Source organism: Oceaniferula flava (assembly GCF_016811075.1).
In the GTDB taxonomy this organism is placed as follows: domain Bacteria; phylum Verrucomicrobiota; class Verrucomicrobiia; order Verrucomicrobiales; family Akkermansiaceae; genus Oceaniferula; species Oceaniferula flava.
In genome coordinates, this window is sequence record NZ_JAFBGL010000008.1 from 130,327 (window position 1) to 147,138 (window position 16,812).

The following is a 16,812-nucleotide window of genomic DNA, read 5'->3' on the forward strand; positions in this document are numbered from 1 at the left end:
CACCCACTACCCGACAGGAATTGCCGGACAGCAGGTGCGGTGATCGTTTTTGACTAAAAAATGACTGCTAAGCAGCATTTTCAGCACCAAGTGTTAGGACTTGGCAGAGCAGCAAGCTTTGGTGCAATCCGCTTTGCACTCCTTTTTCTTGGACGCACAATCCGTGCAGCCAGAATCGCAGGACTTGGTCGCGCAGCAGGCTTTCTTACAGCCTCCTGCACAGCCAGGACCGGAGGTTGCAGCGCAGGAGCTCAGGGCAAATGCGGAGATAGCAAGGAGAGGCATGACGGACAGACTTTGGATTACTTTTTTCATGGTAGTGATGTGTATAGTTCTTGGTTGAGGATGAAACTGATCATCCATCCACCTTAGAGAATCCCAAGTCTATGTTTATTCCCGGAAATGAAAATAAAAAACCGCCCACGGCAAGAAACCATGGACGGTTGGAGAATTAAGTCAGGATATCAATTGATTCCTGAAACGATGCATTAGCTGGCTTTGAAACCAGTCGCAGTGATGGCTTTCACCACGGCAGCGCGATTACTCTTACTGGTGTCCACATCGACAACAGCCTTACCGCTCTCGTGACAGACAGTCTTCACGGTAACGCCTTCGAGGGATCCAAGAGCCTTGGTGACTTTACCGGAGCAGCTGCTGCAGGTCATGCCGGAGACTGGCACGGTGAATCGCTCGGCAGTGACAGCGAATTTGCCTTTGGCGATCGCAGCTTGCACGTCGGACGCCTTCACTTTGGACGGATCGAATACCACGGTCGCGGTGCCAGATTCGTGACAGACTTTCTTCACGGTCACACCTTCCACGGATGCGACGGACTTGGTCACGGCGCCGGAGCAGCCGCCACAGGTCATTCCGGTCACCACATAGGTGTGGAGCTCTTGCCCCTCAGCCACGGAGGCGACGTCGCATGCGCCAGCTGCGCACTCGGTTTTGTCAGCGCAAGCAGCGGCAGTGGTATCGCAGGTAGCACCTCCGGCCATCACAACTTGAGCACATCCCAGCACCATGGTGCCGGCGAAGTATTTGATCATGTTTTTCATTTGATTGTATTTGGTTTTGGTTTTCCACTACCACACCGACCTCACCTTGGTTGCGAGCCCCAGAACAAGCGGTAGTTCATGTATGAGCACTAACACCACTGGATATTCCTTCAACTTTATTCTATTTCACCATTCACACCAAAAATTCGCGATTTTCGTCGCGCATTGGTCTTGCCCCAGCGCGCCATCCCTCTAGTATCGCCGCTTTCCATCCTCAGTCACTACCAGCCATACCATGCACCGCGTATTCGTCGAAAAACAGCCCGAGTTCAACGCCCCTGCCCGCGAACTCCTGCACGATCTCCGTGAAAACCTCAGCCTCGATCACCTGGAGAACGTCCGCGTCATCCAGCGCTACGATGTCGACGGTCTCTCGGATGATGAGTTTGAAAAAACCACCCAACTCATTCTCTCCGAGCCACAGATCGCGGCCGCCTCTGATGAGATCAGCGTGGCCTCGGACGAAACCAGCTTTGCCGTCGAGTTCCTCCCCGGTCAGTTCGACCAGCGGGCCGACTCCGCAGCGCAGTGTGTCCAGATCCTCACCCACGGCGAACGCCCAGCCGTCGCCTCCGCACGCGTGATCGTGCTCAAAGGCGCGCTCAGCGAGCAACAAGTCGCCGAGGTGAAGCAATACGTCATCAATGCCGTCGACTCCCGCGAGGCGTCGATGGAGAAGCCGGAATCGATCACCATTCAGTCGGACACCCCAGCCGACGTCGAGATCCTCGAGTGGTTCACCACCGCCGATGAACACGCCCTGGCTGAAAAACGTCAGGAAATGGGCCTCGCCATGTCGCTGGCCGACATGGTGTTCACCCAATCCTATTTCCGCGATGAAGAAGGTCGCAACCCCAGCATCACCGAGATCAAGATGCTGGACACCTATTGGTCCGATCACTGTCGCCACACCACCTTTGCCACCAAGATCAACTCGGTGAAGTTCCAGGACGGCACCGAGGTCGTGGAGCAAGCTTACCAGCGCTACCAGGAAACCCGCGAAGACGTTTACGGGGAGAAAATCGACACCCGTCCGGAGACGCTGATGGACATCGCCCTGATCGGCATGAAGGAGCTGCGCAAAACCGGAGAACTCGACAACGTGGAAATCTCCGAGGAGATCAACGCCGCCTCCATCGTCATTCCCGTGGACGTCGATGGCGAGGAGCAGGAGTGGCTGCTGATGTTCAAAAACGAAACCCACAACCACCCGACCGAGATCGAGCCCTTCGGCGGCGCGGCCACCTGTCTCGGCGGCTGCATTCGCGACCCCCTTTCCGGTCGCTCCTACATTTTCCAGGCGATGCGTGTCACCGGCGCAGCCGATCCCCGCACGCCCTTCGCCGATACCATTCCCGGCAAACTGCCCCAGCGTAAAATCTGCAAAGGTGCGGCCGATGGATATTCGTCCTACGGAAACCAGATTGGACTCGCCACAGGTCAGGTCGCCGAGGTCTATCACCCGAACTACGTCGCCAAGCGCATGGAAATCGGTGCCGTGGTCGCCGCCGCGCCGAAGGAAAACGTCTTCCGCGGCACGCCCGCTGCCGGCGATGTCATCCTGCTGATCGGTGGTCGCACCGGTCGTGATGGCGTTGGTGGTGCCACCGGCTCATCCAAAGAACACACCGATACCGCCCTCGATAACTCCGCCGAGGTGCAAAAAGGTGACGCTCCCACCGAGCGCAAAATCCAGCGACTTTTCCGCAAGGCCGAGCTCGCGAAGAAGATCAAACTCTGTAACGACTTCGGTGCCGGCGGTGTCTCCGTCGCCATCGGTGAGATCGCCCCGTCGCTCGAGATCAACCTCGACGCGGTGAAGAAGAAATACGACGGACTGGACGGCACCGAGCTCGCCATCTCCGAGTCCCAGGAGCGCATGGCCATCTGTGTCGATCCTTCGGAAATCGCCTATTTCATGGAGGAATGCGATCAGGAAAACCTCGAGTGCAACCACGTGGCAGACGTCACCGACAGTGGCAGACTCATCATCAAATGGCGCGGCAAGGAAATCGTCAATTTCTCCCGTGCCTTCCTCGATACCAACGGCGTCACCCTCGATACCCAAATCGAAGTCGCCGCAGCCAGCAGCGAGTGTCCGCTTGGAAAATCTCTGCCGTCCGTGGCCGCCGCCGACTCCCTCGAGGCCAAGTTCACCACCGCCCTCAGCGATCTGAACTCCTGCGGCCAGAAAGGCCTCGGCGAGCAGTTCGACGCCTCCGTCGGTGCTGGCACCGTCTTGTGGCCCTTCGGTGGTGCGCAGCAGCTCACGCCGACCGATGCCATGGTCGCCAAGATCCCACTGGTCGATGGCGATACCACCACCGCCTCCTTCATGGCCTGGGGGTTCAACCCGAACATCGCCAGCTGGTCGCCTTACCACGGCGCACTCTATGCCGTCACGGAATCGGTCTGCCGCATCGTCTCCGCCGGTGCCCACCTCAGCGACATCCGACTGACTCTGCAGGAATACTTTGAAAAACTCGGCACCGATCCCACCCGCTGGGGTAAGCCATTCGCCGCCCTGTTAGGTGCTTTCACCGCACAAAATGAACTCCGTCTCGGAGCCATCGGCGGTAAGGACTCGATGTCCGGATCATTCAACGACATCGATGTGCCACCAACGCTGGTATCCTTCGCCGTCGCCCCCGGAAAAACCACCCTCGCGGTGTCACCGGAATTCAAGGCCACCGACAGCGACATCTACCTGGTTTCCACCCCGCGCGATGCCAACCAACTGCCCGACTTCGAGAAGTTGAAAGAAATCGCCGACCTGCTCTACGCGACAAACAGCGAAGGCAAAATCCTCGCCATGCACTCGCTGGCGGAAGGCGGCATTGCCACCGGCATTTCCAAGATGAGCTTCGGCAACCACATCGGCGCAAGCATCAACAGCGACCAGGATCTCTTCCAAGAGCGCTACTTCAGCTTCCTCGTCGAGGTCAAAGCCGGCGAGTCCCTGCCAGCGGCATTGAACGCCGAGAAAGTTGGCCAGACGCACAGCGACCACTGCCTCACCGTCGGGGAAGAGTCCATCTGTCTGGACAAACTCATCGCCGCTTGGACCGGCACCCTGGAGCCCATCTACCCGAGCCACATCGAGCCGGCGCACAGCGAGGTTGATACCTTCTCTTACGAGGGCGACAGCGCATCGCGTCAGTCATCGGCCAGCATCCAATCCGGAGCTCGCCCACGCGTGGTGGTGCCTACTTTCCCCGGCACCAACTCCGAATACGATTCCGCCAAAGCCTTCAACCAGGCCGGAGCCGATGCCGAAATGCTCGTCTTCCGCAACCTGACCCCACAAGCGGTCGAAGAATCGCTCGCCGCCTTGGCCGCCAAGATCCGCGAGTCGCAGATCCTGATGATCCCCGGTGGCTTCTCAGCCGGTGACGAGCCAGACGGTTCAGGCAAATTCATCGCCACCGTGCTGCGTAACCCGCAGGTATCGGACGCCATCATGGACCTGATCAAGAACCGCGACGGATTGGTGCTCGGCATCTGCAACGGCTTCCAAGCACTGATCAAAACCGGCCTCGTCCCCTACGGCGAAATCCGCGATCCGCAACCGGGCGCACCGACCCTAACATTCAACGACATCGGTCGTCACATCTCCACCTACGCCACCACCCGCATTGCCTCCACCCTCTCCCCGTGGTTGGCCAATACCGAGGTCGGCGATCTCCACAACGTCCCCTTCTCCCACGGCGAAGGAAAGTTCTACGCCAGCGATGAGGAAATCAAAGCCCTCGCCGCCAACGGCCAGATCGCCACCCAATACACCGACCTGGCAGGTAATCCCTCCATGGCCATCGAGCACAACCCTAACGGGTCGCTCTACGCCATCGAAGGCATCACCAGCCCATGCGGCCGGGTGTTAGGAAAAATGGGTCACACCGAGCGCCGCGGCGAAAACGTCGCCAAGAACATCCCCGGCAACAAACACCAACCACTGTTCAAGGCAGGCGTGGAGTATTTTCTGTAGTTTTCAGCTCAGACCAACTGTTGCTTCAACTTCTTCAAGGTGACCTCTGCCGCTTTCGGGAGCGAGACACTCTCGAGCTTGGTAAAATCAAACGATAACGAGGTCGGCACCTCCAAAGATAGATCTAACGCCAGCTTGATTAACGGGTTAATTTTTTGCAAGACTTCCGAGTCTTGCAAAACCCCATCCTCCAACGCTCCCAGAATCAAATCACGGACACGGGGCCTTAGACGTGCATCTAAATCGGCCACAGCCCTCAAGGACGGCACCACTCGGCGCATAGGAAACGCAAAGTCAAACGCACTATTGAGCCCGACTCCCAGTACGAGGCGGAGATGAGACATCGCAGCATCCATTTGTCCATCCTGCTCAGCAATTAACCAGAGTTCTGGGGCACCTTCTCGTTGCACACGGTCTTCTGCAGCCAACAAGTATACCATGTGCCGCGCATAACCGACGCCAATTTGTAATCGCCGGTCCGCCAGGGCTTGGACCGTTACCGCCCCCACATTCTGAAATAGAAACAAATTTAAATATCCAGGAACAGCAGAGAGTGTCCAATTTACCATCGACGGATTCCTCAATTCTTCCGACCTAGCAAAAGGCATGGATATTAACTCAAGAAGGCATGCATCTTTGCAATCTCGGAAATAAACTCCGTCATTATCCACGAGAGGAGCTGGATCGGCGGGGTCAGGATAAGTTCCGTTATCGTAACTGGACAGTCTGCTGAAATCACAAAAATTTGACCACTCAGGCACACTCAGCGGCAATAACTCAGCCAGGCCAGCGATTTCGGCTAAGCTGCACATTGGATCTCGCATTCTCGCCGCAGTAATCCACCACTCGACAGTTTCGACACATCCCAGCAGCACACCATCGACAAGAAATGAAATGACACGAAGTGCCTCAGGATCATCTGGCTTCACTGGTTTACTTAATTTGGCGTCTCGTCCGTCCCAGCGTGCAAGCCCTTGCACCATGTCAGTAAATCCGACTTCATGCCCATCTGCTATGATGGCACGCACTCTCAATTCTAGATCCGAGAACGACACAAACCCTAGACCTGTTGAAGGTCTCCCTATGAGAGACCTTGCCTTGCCCTCGAGGAAGATTTCCAAAATTTCCTTCACTCTGCATCGCAAGAATCGCATCGTCCCCACAATGTGGTCTCCCTCAAGCGTAGAGTGCCATCCGCTGTTCTGCACTCCGCGAACAGCGATAATCGTCTGTGCGATAAAAACTCGAACAGGACAATGTTGCCACGGATCTGCGCACAGCTTCTCGGCTCGCTTTTCAAAAACTAGAAAAGCATCTATCAACGTCTGACGATCCGAGCGATCGATACGAGCCAAGCCATCTAAGAATAGCTCAAGTTGAATTGAATCCGGTGCCTTTGCGGACAACAGCTCATTGGCAGCATACACCACATCATCGATTCCTTTCTGAGGCTTTACAGGCTCCCCGATTGGGAAATCCACCCGTTCGATCACATTCACAACTTCGTTGGAAACAATCTTGTCTTCGGTCCATGGCTTGAATTTTTCCTTGAGAGATCCTAAAATTGAATTTTCGAAGGCAGAGATCCGCAACCGAAGCAGCTCATCTCCCTTGTCAGGTTTCTCTCCGAGCATTTTCAGCACTGCCTTCTGAACATTAGCCGCTTTGAGCTGTAATAGCGGTGCCACCATCTCTATCAGGTGCTCCCTTTGATCTGGCATAGCATCACACAGCCGGCAAAGAACTCCGATCGCAAAAACCAGCAAGGGCTTCGACTTCACATGAGTAAACACAGGAACTATTTCATCAGCGATGGATTTAAGATCGTCAGGCCCAAGTACCACAATAATCTTATCAATTTGCTCTAATGAAAATCGCACTACAGGAGGGAAAGGATTTGCTAGCAACGTTAGCAAATCATCGAAGTAGGGTAAAATAGCTCCGCTGGCACCGTCTGTGATTAACTCAAACGCTCTCCTCAGATCGCGAGAATAAAATTCCTTTGTTTCACTTGCTATCGTTCCCAATAGCTCCGTTAGAAATGGCTTTAAATTGATCGAACCCTCGGCACTCAAATGTCGTAAAGCCAATGTCAATTCACTGGGCACCCATGCATCTGGCCGCGGCAGCTTGCCATTTTGCCAGTAGAGCTCAGCCTCCTTCGACGGGTTCACCCATTCGGGAGCGGGACTTTTGTTCTTCCCCCAAGGTTCACTCAGCGCTTCCGCGTCATATCTAGCAAGTTCCGTGTGGTGGCAATCATCAACTTGTAGTAAATAGTTAGAAATGTGAGCCCTCCACGCAAATCCAGCCCATGGCGCATATACCTCGGAGCCTCGGTTAGACAAACGAACAGATTCAGGTAAATCGTGCTCAACAAATTCCACGTCCTCCAATAAAAAGGCCGCCAACTCGCCGCTTCCGAGTTGAAAGTGGCTCTGCATATGCAGGGGCAACTGCAGGTAGTAAGGGTGACCTGTTAGTGGTCGAGGATAGACACCGGTGCGAACATATGGAAACAACCCCTGAGCAACTGAAGCGTAATAATATCTGGCATTTTCCGCGGCGAGATCCAACATTTCAATGAGCCAGCCAGGATTGCTGGACACATAAAACTCAGCCATTTGTGGGTCATTGAACCATGGTAAACAGGGCCGAATCGCACTTTTGATGACACCAGTTAATTCATCGTGACGAACCCCAGTTACCAGCAGCGACCAAGAGACGGCATCTGCCTCCCTTTCAATTCGCCGATCATAATCCGTATAGGACAATGAAAAATTCCATTCATCCCGATTAAGGGCCTCTCGAATCCCCTCACGCTCAGCCTCTAAAACTTGGTGATGTGTTAGAGCCGCAGCTTCCAATTCTGCGAAATCCGATGGATCAATACCTAACAATAGACCAATCTGCTTCGGCATATCCTCAATCTCACATAGTTGTTTAAAAACCTTCATCATTTTATCTAGCATCAATCAATAAGTGAACGGCCAATACATGAGCGCAAGGCCCGCGGCTTTCACCGAACTGACCACACCAAAAACAACTACACCGGAAGCGTTTCCCTGCGATAGCAACCTGGTAATTACGCCCCTCGCCCAAATCTACGTGAGCATGGATTTCGTCTTCTTTCTGCCTATCAACTATTACTCGACCATCCTCCAGCCACCTTCGAGCACTCACTAACCGTGGATTCACCTTTTCTACCAACAGTTCGCTCCCAGGCAAAACCCGCTCATAGCAACTCCCCGTCATTTGGTCAAAACCCACCAAGCCCTGAGAAGCCAGTCGCGCCAGAACTCGACGAAGTGTCGGTAAATCAATGCCACAATGAATCGCCAATACCTCGGGATCAATCAATCCGGTATCCGCCAAGTGTGCACGAACCTCATCAACGCGATCATCTACTTTGACAAGTTCACCCAACGCGGCTCCTTCTCCCGAAAATCCTCGCCATACTTCCGGTGAAATAAGTATCCCTATTCTGAAACCCTCAAAGCTCAACGTCCAGCTACTCATTGTTCCGTCGTTGTTCGCGTGGATCGTTAATGAAGCTGCAAAAGGCACCAACTCCTGCAAAGCCAGCAAGCGCCGCCCGCCGGAGAGCTGAATGGCTCCCTGTGTCTGAATGCGACTTATCCTTGGTCTATTCGGGTCAGGTGAAAGCCAGTGAGTATCCCTGCTATCGCCCACTTGGGGTAACTGGGCGAACAAATCTCTCGCGGCCACTCCGTCAAGCGACAGCACTTTTCCAAATTCAGAGACGATCGCCTGAACGCTCGCAAAGCCCTTAATCCAGCTCAACGGTAGCTTCACTTTTTTCTCGATCACCGTTTCGTCGTCGCGAGTTAACAAAAAATCGTCCCGCGACACACAGACACTCAGGTCCTGGCCTCTCCGAACCCTGCCCAGTGCCCGGCACATCTCTTGATTAAAATCGATATTCGTCGTTCCTCGCTTTTCCTGCACCACATTCACACCCTCCGGAAGCACATCAATCCGACCATAAACCGAACGACACGCCGAAAAACCTTCAAAGCGTAAATGGCCACATCCAGAAGTGACCACAGGATCCATCTGCCGAGAACGAGCCACCTCAGCTGGGTCAAACCATCGCTCACCGACTACACGAGCCATAATATTCAAAGCTCGCGCCAATAGCCTTGCATTGCGGAACTGCCCTTGAAAAAACGGAGCATCTTCGCCAGCTGGAACATTTGCCGCCAGAGAGAGCGTCATGTCAGTTCCAATATTTTCTATACGGGAAGCTCTACTATACCGAAGAACGAGCTGATTATCAGAAGCTGACACAACGCTATTCAATACAGTGACACCAAAGTCCGGTCAACGGCGTTATTTCTCCACCTGTCTTATTGAATCACAACATAGAGTAATCACTCAAACAACTTCGTTCACGTGATATCCACCACCCCCGCTATGCGGGTTCACACCCATCGACGAATTCGAGTAGCGCGCTACTTCCTCAGAAACTACTTCGACATCTGCGATCACTAACCGTCCCTGCTAATAGGCCCACACCGTCTAACCTCCTTACTCGGCAGAAGTTCCAGCGGGAGCTTCTGCCGTTTTGGCATGTAGCTTGAGCATAGCTTCGGCGTAACGTTTTCCTAGCTCCTTGCTGCCTGCGGCATCGAAGTGGGTGTGATCAAAGGTCGTCAATCCCTCCGAGGAAACATAGGCAGTCAAAGGAACTTCCTCCGGCAGCTTGGCGATCACCTTGTTGATTTTCTCGGTGTTCGGTTTGTTTTTGGCATCGTAGTAAACTTGGCCGGCAATGAACGGAAGCTGCGGGGCATTGAGGTCCTTGCGGAGGTCGGCAATGAGCTTAGCCAAGCTTTTCAAATAGCTGGACGACCTGCGCGAATCCCCCTCTCCCTGGTGCCAGAGAATACCCATCAACGTGCCGCTTTTCTGCGCTTCCTTCGCGCGCCGAACAGCCTCGTTGTAGAACTCGGTGCCTTTTCCCCATTGGGAGATCTTGGTGCCCCCCTTGGCATTGACCACGAGACCAATTCTCACCGAGGGGTCGGCTGCGGTCATCGACTGGGCAAAGCCGTAGCCTGGGTTCATTCTCTGGATTTTCAGACTTTTGCGTATGGTGGAATAGCGGTTCAAAGGATTCTTTGCGGGCTCCCATTGATCGTCATCGTTGAGGAGAAAACATCGGGGCACCGGGGCTTCGTCCGCCTTATCATAGGTCGCACGACCCGCCATATTCGACTGCCCGATGAGCAAATAAACGTGACGCTTTTCCTTAGGAACCTCGCTTAGCGTCTCCTTGGCGGATAGCGTCGGTGAAAGTAGGAATCCGGAACAGAGGGTCAGCGGTAGTAATAGGTGGCGTATTTTCATCATGATGGAGAATGTCCAACTAACAAAACGCCAAATGCACCATCAAACGATCACCAAGAGAGTCATAACTATGCTCAGGAGTGCATAATTGCCTTCTCAGACATCCGAAAATGCCACCGTGGGGGGCTCGCGCCGAGACTTTTGCAGCCAGTGGTTTGGATGCTGCTTATCCCCCGCTAACCGCTGACTCAGGCCATGCTCACCAGCGGTCTGATGAGGAAACATTAACGTCCCTCAGCTTTGAGCTATCGGCCCTGATACGGCAGGCTATTTTTCCTGCTCGGAGACCGCTGCTGCGATCTCGGCATTCGGGTCGACCCAGTCGGCGTCGTATCCCTTGGCGTAACTGAACAGATCGCGGTGCATGTATTCGTAGTAAGCTTCCTTCTGCTCCTTGTCGAGTCGGTGCCAGATAGCGACGTTGAATGCGCGGGTGACTTTCTGCATCATCTTCAGGGTCAGTCTGCGTCCCTTGCGCGCCTTTTGCACCTGCTTGTGGGTCAGTTGCTCGGTGGAAACTTCAACCATGTCGTGATTGCCAATGCCCCACTCGTCCATCATCCGGTCGAGTGGCTGGGGGCCGAAATCGCGTTGGTCTTGGTCATGTTCGCTGTCGCTCATGAAATTGATGTATCTCAAAATTTAGAATTTGGAATTTCGAATTTAGAATTTACGTTGTTTTCATGCCCAGCAAGCAAGACATCCTCGATCTCTATTTCATGGACTCTCGATACAAGTTGATCGACATCGCCGCCTTTTTGGATCGGATCGATCGCCACGAGGGAGAAACTGATTTCCGTTACGACGGATTTCACAAGGCTCTCGAAGCCATGCTCAACCCAGGCGACAAGCCACGCGCTCAAGCCGTGCTCGAAGCCCTGTCTGATCACTCCGACGAGCCCATTCCAGAGGCCACCATTCAAGGCGCCTTCGGGGCTGCACGCAAGTAGGCGACAGCCACTGACCATCTACCACCCATTACAGAAATGAAGTATATCGAACCACACGCTCACATGGTGAGCCGGACGACTGACGATTACCAAGCGATGGCCATGGCTGGCTGTGAAGTGATTTGTGAACCTGCCTTTTGGGCGGGTTTTGATCGCTCATCCCCCCAAGGTTTTTACGATTATTACCGCCAACTGACCGAATACGAACCAGCGCGAGCGAAGAAGTTCGGCATCGAGCACTACTGCTGGCTCTGCATCAACCCGAAGGAGGCTGAAGATGCCGGATTTGCACGCGAAGTCATGGCGATCATCCCCGAGTTCATGGACTGCCCCACCGTGCTCGGCATCGGTGAGATCGGCTTGAACAAGAATACCGTCAGTGAGCTGGCGATTTTCGAAGAACACGTCGAGATTGCCAAGAAATACGATACTCCGGTGTTAATTCACACACCCCACTTGGAGGACAAACTCAAGGGAACCAAGCTCATCATTGACGCCTTGAAAAACGCCGATATTGATCCGGGAAAAATCATCATCGACCACGTCGAGGAACACACCGCAGGCCTGGTCCTGGATGCCGGGTTCTGGGCGGGCATGACCCTTTACCCCGAATCGAAATGCACCCCGGGTCGCGCCATCGATATTCTCGAAAACTTCGGCATGGAAAACATCTGGATGAACTCCGCTTGCGACTGGGGCATCTCCGATCCCCTCGCCGTGGCCAAGTGCACCATCGAGATGAAAAAACGCCAGCACAGCGAGGAAATCATCAGCAAGATCGTCTATGACAATCCGGTGAAATTCCTCAGCCAATCGAAGAACTTCAACCTCTAAACCATGGATTCCGATCATCTCGAGGAGCTGAAAGCCACGCTGGCGAAACTTCCCCACACGGAACAGGACCACATTGCGGGCTTCTTGTTGATGGAGCGGATGAAGCGCAATCAGCTGGTGATGCCCGTCATGCACCAACGCATCGACGACGCAGAACCTGAAAACTGGAAGACCTGGGAAAAAACCAAGCAGTCACTAGGTGACAACCGGTAGGGCAGATTGGCCTCAATCTGCCGGATCGGAGCAATTCATGCCCTATCACCAACACGCTTCAACCAGCTCAAAGAGCCCTCCCAATATTTCACGCACCACCCGGCGGCATGAGGCCATGCCGCCCTACCTCGTCCAATGAACACCCTCGTCTACATCCACAGTCACGCTGCCGATCATCTCGCAGGGCTCGGAAAGCCTGAACCGGTAGCCGAGTTCATCTCGCAGCTGGAACGCAATCCGGAAACCGTGGGCGACTACCGCCAGCCTGATCCCCGAGGACGCATGATCGAAGTGAAGATTCTCGGTCGCCAAGCGGTGCTCTTTTTCAAAGACCCGTTTGCCGGATTGGTGAAAATTCTCGAGATCCGCAACGTAGAGGGCGTGTAAGTTTTAATCTCTAACACTGAACACCAAGTTTTGAAAATCGCGAACGCTCATCTGGCCTATTGCACCAATATTCACCCCGCTGAAAGCTGGGAAGAAACCCTAACAGCACTGAAGGAACATACGCTGACCGTTAGAGACAAGGTCGCTCCATCGGCACCTGCGCCCGGCTACGCCATCGGCCTCCGTCTTTCCGCACGCGCTGCTGATGAATTGTTAGAAGGCAGCAACCTCGCCGATTTCAAACAATGGCTGGAGCAAGAAAACTGCTACGTGTTTACCATCAACGGCTTCCCCTACGGCAGCTTCCACGGCACTCGCGTGAAAGAGCAGGTTTTCCTGCCCGATTGGACCAGCGACGAACGACTCGACTACACCATCAAGCTCTTCTCCATCATCGCCCAGCTGGTGCCGGAAGGCATCGATGGCTCGGTCTCCACCCTCCCTGGCTCGCACAAACAATTCGAAGCCGACGACGCCCCGATTTTCAAAAACTTGGAAATCTGCGCGGAGAAAATAGAGGAATTCTCACAGCAGTATAATAGAGACTTACACCTCGGCCTCGAGCCGGAGCCTCTGGGGCATTTTGAAAATACCGAGGAGTCGTTGGCGTTTTTCGATCGATTCCTCAAGGTCGCGTCCAACCCGGACCTGATCAAACGCAGAGTCGGTATTAACTACGACACCTGCCACTTCGCGCTTGAGTTCAACGACTGCCGCCAGTCGCTCGACGCCCTCAGAGCCGCAGGCATCCGCATTTCCAAAGTCCACCTCTCCAGCGCCTTGGAATTCGATCCCCTTTCACAAGAATCTCTGGAATCCATCCGCAGCTTCGACGAACCCACCTACTTCCACCAGGTGATTGTGTTGGACTCCGACGGTCACCTCACAAGACACCGTGACCTCCCCGACTTCTTCGCCTCGATAGAAAACACCCAACCCACTCCGCCCGACCCAGTAGCGGGGCGGATCCATTTCCACATCCCCCTCTACGCCGAACCGGGAGCTCCGCTGCGCTCGACGCAATCGCACGCCGTGGATGCGCTGGAATACTTCGCAGAGCACCCTGATTTCTGCACCCATTTCGAGATTGAAACCTACACCTGGGGCGTGCTCCCCGGCGACCTTCAGATCACCATCGAAGATCAAATCGCCAAGGAATACCAGTGGGTGTTAGAGCGTTGCTAGATAGCGCAACTCGTCAGAACGCATTCTAAATGATTGACCAAACGCTCAATTTATGGTCATTTGCATGCGTCTAACGTAACCCAACTGGCTTATGTGTTATTTCTTCCCCATCTTCCGAAAGCCCGGCTTTCGCGGCTGAACCCAACATCCCCCTGATCACAGTTTTTGATCAGGGCGTCTGGAGTTCCGGATCGATGATTCCCATCGCGGAATCAATGTGCACGCGCATGATCTGCCTGCACCGTTGTCACCTCGGTCACGACCGTTCTTGGCCCCTTGTGTCCAGAGGCACTGGATAGAGTCATCCGTCCGAGCGCCGCCCGCTTCGTACACCCTATTCTAAGTTCGCCGGTAAAAAATACCCGAACCTAACACCTGGCACCACTGTGCCCCGATCCAGCCGACCTGGATCGACAACCTAACACATATCTATTTCATCCTATGAAACCTGAACATGCCCGTGAAATCATCGAGTGTCTGCCACGTGGACGCACCTTGTTTCCCTACGGCAAAGACCTCTACGCTTTCCAACTGCTGCAAAAGGCCGTGGGAGAAAGTCGTAGCATCCAGAACCTCAAGCAGTCTCCATTTGGCAGGCTGTTAGAAAAACCGGCGGTGCGTAATATCGTCGGCCGACTCGGAAAGCCTACCCTCTCGGCCTCCGATCTAGCCTGGTATGAGCCATCCAACCCGGAAGTCTACCGGCTGTCGCTCGCTACCTACGACGGCCACGATCAGAAAAGTCGCAAGGGAGTGAACCTCGTGCTTCAGCTGAACCTGAACGAGCGCGATGCACGCTTCGTTGAAAAACACATCCCCGAGCGCGCCAATGATCCATTCGAGTATTACTGCCACCCAGTGAGCCAGGGCCGTCACCGGACCTTGGCGTGGTCGCGCATTGATCTGGACCTGGATCGAGGCGAAGCCTTGATTGAAGAGATCCAGAACGATCGCATCCGCGACACCCAGTGGGCGGTCAATCGCTTGATGCGCAACAAAGGTGCCAAGAGCATCCGCTGGGGCGGAGTCACCTTAACGCGGGAATTCCTGATCCATTACTGGGAGGATATTCTGGCGGCATCTCGCGTGATGTGGGACGAGGCGATGCTGGCAGCCACCCTGCGTTTACTGATCGACGAGATTGGTATCCAAACCATCTACTACCATACGCCGGAGAGTGGTATTTGCTACAAAGGCAACGACTGCAAGACCGCACCAACGTCGCTTTATACCCAGCTGCCGCGCAAGTTCTGCTTCAGCCGAACGAATGAACTGCCATCGTTTCTGAAAAAACGACGCAGGCCAGCTCCGTTCATGCGACTGAAAATGGGAGCCTAAAAGCCTGGCCCCACCCAAGCGAGGTGGGGCCAGGTTCATCCCCCGTCCTATCAGTGACCGTTTCTTCGCGCTAAAAGGCTGATTCGAGATTGCCAAGCGTTAGTTTCCCCGCTAAAGCCACGCGCATGGAAACTTCATTGATCCTTTTCAAACCAGACGCCGTTGAAAACAAAAACGTCGGCTCCGTGCTGGCCCGCTTCGAAGCCGAAGGCTTTAACATCCGTGGCATCAAGATGATGCAACTGGACGACGCCATCCTCACCGAGCACTACGCCCACGTCGCGGACAAGCCGTTTTTCCCTGAGATCGCCGCCTTCATGAGCAAGTCCCCCGTGATTGCTCTCGCACTTTCCGGTGACAACGTCATCGACCGCGTGCGTGACCTACTCGGACCAACCAACTCCAAGGAAGCTCCTGAAGGAACCATCCGTGGTGACTTTGGCACCGACATGATGATCAACGTCTGTCACGCCTCCGATGGTCCTGAAACAGCCGCCGCCGAGCTGGAGCGATTCTTCAACGACGGTGAACTTTTCTAACCTCTCATAAGTTGAACCACCTTTCGAAGCCTGGCAGGAATCACCTGTCGGGCTTCATTTTTTGCGAATTCCTGTGCAGATATTGATTCCACCTTGGTTGGTTCTTGATTTCCACAGTAATTCTATTAAGCATTCGCGCGTCTACTTTCCAATCACTCCATGAGTCAATCCACCTGCTCTCTCTGCCGTTTCTGGCACTCGTCCATCGGCAAGAAACTTGTCGTCGCTCTCACCGGACTTTTTCTGGTCTTATTCCTCGCTGGTCACCTGGTTGGCAACTTGCTGATCTTCCAAGGTTCCGCCGACTTTAACGAATACGCCCACTTTTTGCATCACATGATGCACGGCTGGGGAATCTGGGTCTTCCGGATTCTGATGCTGGTCTCCCTGGTGCTCCACATCTTGGCCACCGTCCAGCTGGTAGCGCTGAACCGCGCGGCCCGCACCACCCGTTACCAGAAAGAAGCCACCATGGTCGCGTCCCGTTCGTCGCGAATCATGATCTGGAGTGGATTGACCATCCTGGTGTTCTTCATCTTCCACATTCTGCACTACACCGTGCGTGTTTCCCCTGATCTTCGCGAACTCGCCGAGTTCGGCCAGAGCTGGGCCATGACCGTGAAAGGTTTCCAGAACTTCTTCGTCTCCATTTTCTACATCATCGCCATGGGGCTGCTCTGCTCCCACCTGAGCCACGGTGTTGGATCGATCTTCCAGACCCTCGGTCTGCGCACCCGCAAGACGGCTGGCCCAATCAACCTGCTCTCGAAGGCCTACGCCCTTATCATCTTCGTTGGTTTCATCTCCATTCCGGTGAGCATCTGCTTCTTCGGATACGGTAAAGAGGAACTGCAACAAACCGAACAAGCCGTCAAAGACGCCAAAGCACTGGGTCTCGAAGGCATCCTCAAGGACGCACACTAAGCGATCTGATCACTGAATATTTCAAA

The 16,812-nt window shown here is 54.3% G+C and carries 15 protein-coding genes; 9 read left to right on the top strand and 6 right to left on the bottom strand.

Annotation, left to right across the window (positions count from 1 at the left end):
- Positions 1 to 93: 93 nt before the first annotated feature.
- Both JO972_RS12675 and JO972_RS12680 read right to left on the bottom strand, forming a co-directional pair.
- Positions 94 to 315: a hypothetical protein gene (locus JO972_RS12675; RefSeq protein ID WP_309490431.1), complete on the bottom strand. Its 222-nt coding sequence runs from the start codon at positions 313 to 315 to the stop codon at positions 94 to 96.
- A gap of 173 nt (positions 316 to 488) precedes the next feature.
- Entirely contained in the window at positions 489 to 1,049 is a 561-nt protein-coding gene (locus JO972_RS12680; RefSeq protein WP_309490432.1) for a heavy-metal-associated domain-containing protein, read from the bottom strand.
- Between the two features lie 244 nt (positions 1,050 to 1,293).
- Here JO972_RS12680 and JO972_RS12685 point away from each other — a divergent pair, with 244 nt between their 5' ends.
- Positions 1,294 to 5,043, top strand: a complete 3,750-nt coding sequence (locus JO972_RS12685) for a phosphoribosylformylglycinamidine synthase (RefSeq protein ID WP_309490433.1) — start codon at positions 1,294 to 1,296, stop codon at positions 5,041 to 5,043.
- 8 nt (positions 5,044 to 5,051) lie between these two features.
- On the opposite strand, the gene JO972_RS12690 is transcribed toward JO972_RS12685, so the two are convergent.
- The 4 genes from JO972_RS12690 to JO972_RS12705 form a co-directional block, all read right to left on the bottom strand.
- A complete protein-coding gene (locus JO972_RS12690; protein ID WP_309490434.1) occupies positions 5,052 to 7,964 on the bottom strand; it encodes a DUF6493 family protein in 2,913 nt (970 codons plus the stop codon).
- A gap of 40 nt (positions 7,965 to 8,004) precedes the next feature.
- On the bottom strand, positions 8,005 to 9,282 hold the full coding sequence (locus JO972_RS12695) for a hypothetical protein (RefSeq protein ID WP_309490435.1): 1,278 nt from the start codon (positions 9,280 to 9,282) through the stop codon (positions 8,005 to 8,007).
- 312 nt (positions 9,283 to 9,594) lie between these two features.
- The gene (locus JO972_RS12700) at positions 9,595 to 10,419 is read right to left on the bottom strand and encodes a sialate O-acetylesterase (RefSeq protein WP_309490436.1); all 825 of its coding nucleotides are present in this window, start codon (positions 10,417 to 10,419) and stop codon (positions 9,595 to 9,597) included.
- 264 nt (positions 10,420 to 10,683) lie between these two features.
- Entirely contained in the window at positions 10,684 to 11,037 is a 354-nt protein-coding gene (locus JO972_RS12705) for a hypothetical protein (RefSeq protein WP_309490437.1), read from the bottom strand.
- Between the two features lie 62 nt (positions 11,038 to 11,099).
- Between JO972_RS12705 and JO972_RS12710 the strand changes: the two genes are divergently transcribed.
- The 8 genes from JO972_RS12710 (at position 11,100) to JO972_RS12745 (ending at position 16,786) form a co-directional block, all read left to right on the top strand.
- Complete coding sequence (locus tag JO972_RS12710; RefSeq protein ID WP_309490438.1) at positions 11,100 to 11,366, top strand: hypothetical protein; 267 nt, start codon at positions 11,100 to 11,102, stop codon at positions 11,364 to 11,366.
- A gap of 36 nt (positions 11,367 to 11,402) precedes the next feature.
- Positions 11,403 to 12,200 (top strand): TatD family hydrolase, encoded by a 798-nt coding sequence (locus JO972_RS12715; protein ID WP_309490439.1) that lies wholly within the window; start codon positions 11,403 to 11,405, stop codon positions 12,198 to 12,200.
- Between the two features lie 3 nt (positions 12,201 to 12,203).
- Entirely contained in the window at positions 12,204 to 12,413 is a 210-nt protein-coding gene (locus JO972_RS12720; protein WP_309490440.1) for a hypothetical protein, read from the top strand.
- A 135-nt stretch (positions 12,414 to 12,548) separates the two neighbouring features.
- The gene (locus JO972_RS12725; RefSeq protein ID WP_309490441.1) at positions 12,549 to 12,800 is read left to right on the top strand and encodes a hypothetical protein; all 252 of its coding nucleotides are present in this window, start codon (positions 12,549 to 12,551) and stop codon (positions 12,798 to 12,800) included.
- A gap of 30 nt (positions 12,801 to 12,830) precedes the next feature.
- Positions 12,831 to 13,985, top strand: a complete 1,155-nt coding sequence (gene eboE, locus JO972_RS12730) for a metabolite traffic protein EboE (RefSeq protein ID WP_309490442.1) — start codon at positions 12,831 to 12,833, stop codon at positions 13,983 to 13,985.
- Positions 13,986 to 14,426: 441 nt separating this feature from the next.
- Positions 14,427 to 15,323 carry a hypothetical protein gene (locus JO972_RS12735; protein ID WP_309490443.1) on the top strand — a complete coding sequence of 299 codons (897 nt, stop codon included), beginning with the start codon at positions 14,427 to 14,429 and terminating at the stop codon, positions 15,321 to 15,323.
- 125 nt (positions 15,324 to 15,448) lie between these two features.
- Positions 15,449 to 15,862 (top strand): nucleoside-diphosphate kinase, encoded by a 414-nt coding sequence (gene ndk / locus JO972_RS12740; RefSeq protein WP_309490445.1) that lies wholly within the window; start codon positions 15,449 to 15,451, stop codon positions 15,860 to 15,862.
- A 159-nt stretch (positions 15,863 to 16,021) separates the two neighbouring features.
- Positions 16,022 to 16,786, top strand: coding sequence for a succinate dehydrogenase cytochrome b subunit (locus JO972_RS12745; protein ID WP_309490446.1), 765 nt, complete (start codon positions 16,022 to 16,024; stop codon positions 16,784 to 16,786).
- The last annotated feature ends 26 nt before the right edge of the window (positions 16,787 to 16,812 follow it).

Bases quoted from the DNA above. Each gene is read 5' to 3' on its own strand.
- JO972_RS12675 (WP_309490431.1), bottom strand. From the start codon at position 315: ATGAAAAAAGTAATCCAAAGTCTGTCCGTCATGCCTCTCCTTGCTATC.
- JO972_RS12680 (WP_309490432.1), bottom strand. From the start codon at position 1,049: ATGATCAAATACTTCGCCGGCACCATGGTGCTGGGATGTGCTCAAGTT.
- JO972_RS12685 (WP_309490433.1), top strand. From the start codon at position 1,294: ATGCACCGCGTATTCGTCGAAAAACAGCCCGAGTTCAACGCCCCTGCC.
- JO972_RS12690 (WP_309490434.1), bottom strand. From the start codon at position 7,964: ATGCCGAAGCAGATTGGTCTATTGTTAGGTATTGATCCATCGGATTTC.
- JO972_RS12695 (WP_309490435.1), bottom strand. From the start codon at position 9,282: ATGACGCTCTCTCTGGCGGCAAATGTTCCAGCTGGCGAAGATGCTCCG.
- JO972_RS12700 (WP_309490436.1), bottom strand. From the start codon at position 10,419: ATGATGAAAATACGCCACCTATTACTACCGCTGACCCTCTGTTCCGGA.
- JO972_RS12705 (WP_309490437.1), bottom strand. From the start codon at position 11,037: ATGAGCGACAGCGAACATGACCAAGACCAACGCGATTTCGGCCCCCAG.
- JO972_RS12710 (WP_309490438.1), top strand. From the start codon at position 11,100: ATGCCCAGCAAGCAAGACATCCTCGATCTCTATTTCATGGACTCTCGA.
- JO972_RS12715 (WP_309490439.1), top strand. From the start codon at position 11,403: ATGAAGTATATCGAACCACACGCTCACATGGTGAGCCGGACGACTGAC.
- JO972_RS12720 (WP_309490440.1), top strand. From the start codon at position 12,204: ATGGATTCCGATCATCTCGAGGAGCTGAAAGCCACGCTGGCGAAACTT.
- JO972_RS12725 (WP_309490441.1), top strand. From the start codon at position 12,549: ATGAACACCCTCGTCTACATCCACAGTCACGCTGCCGATCATCTCGCA.
- JO972_RS12735 (WP_309490443.1), top strand. From the start codon at position 14,427: ATGAAACCTGAACATGCCCGTGAAATCATCGAGTGTCTGCCACGTGGA.
- ndk (WP_309490445.1), top strand. From the start codon at position 15,449: ATGGAAACTTCATTGATCCTTTTCAAACCAGACGCCGTTGAAAACAAA.
- JO972_RS12745 (WP_309490446.1), top strand. From the start codon at position 16,022: ATGAGTCAATCCACCTGCTCTCTCTGCCGTTTCTGGCACTCGTCCATC.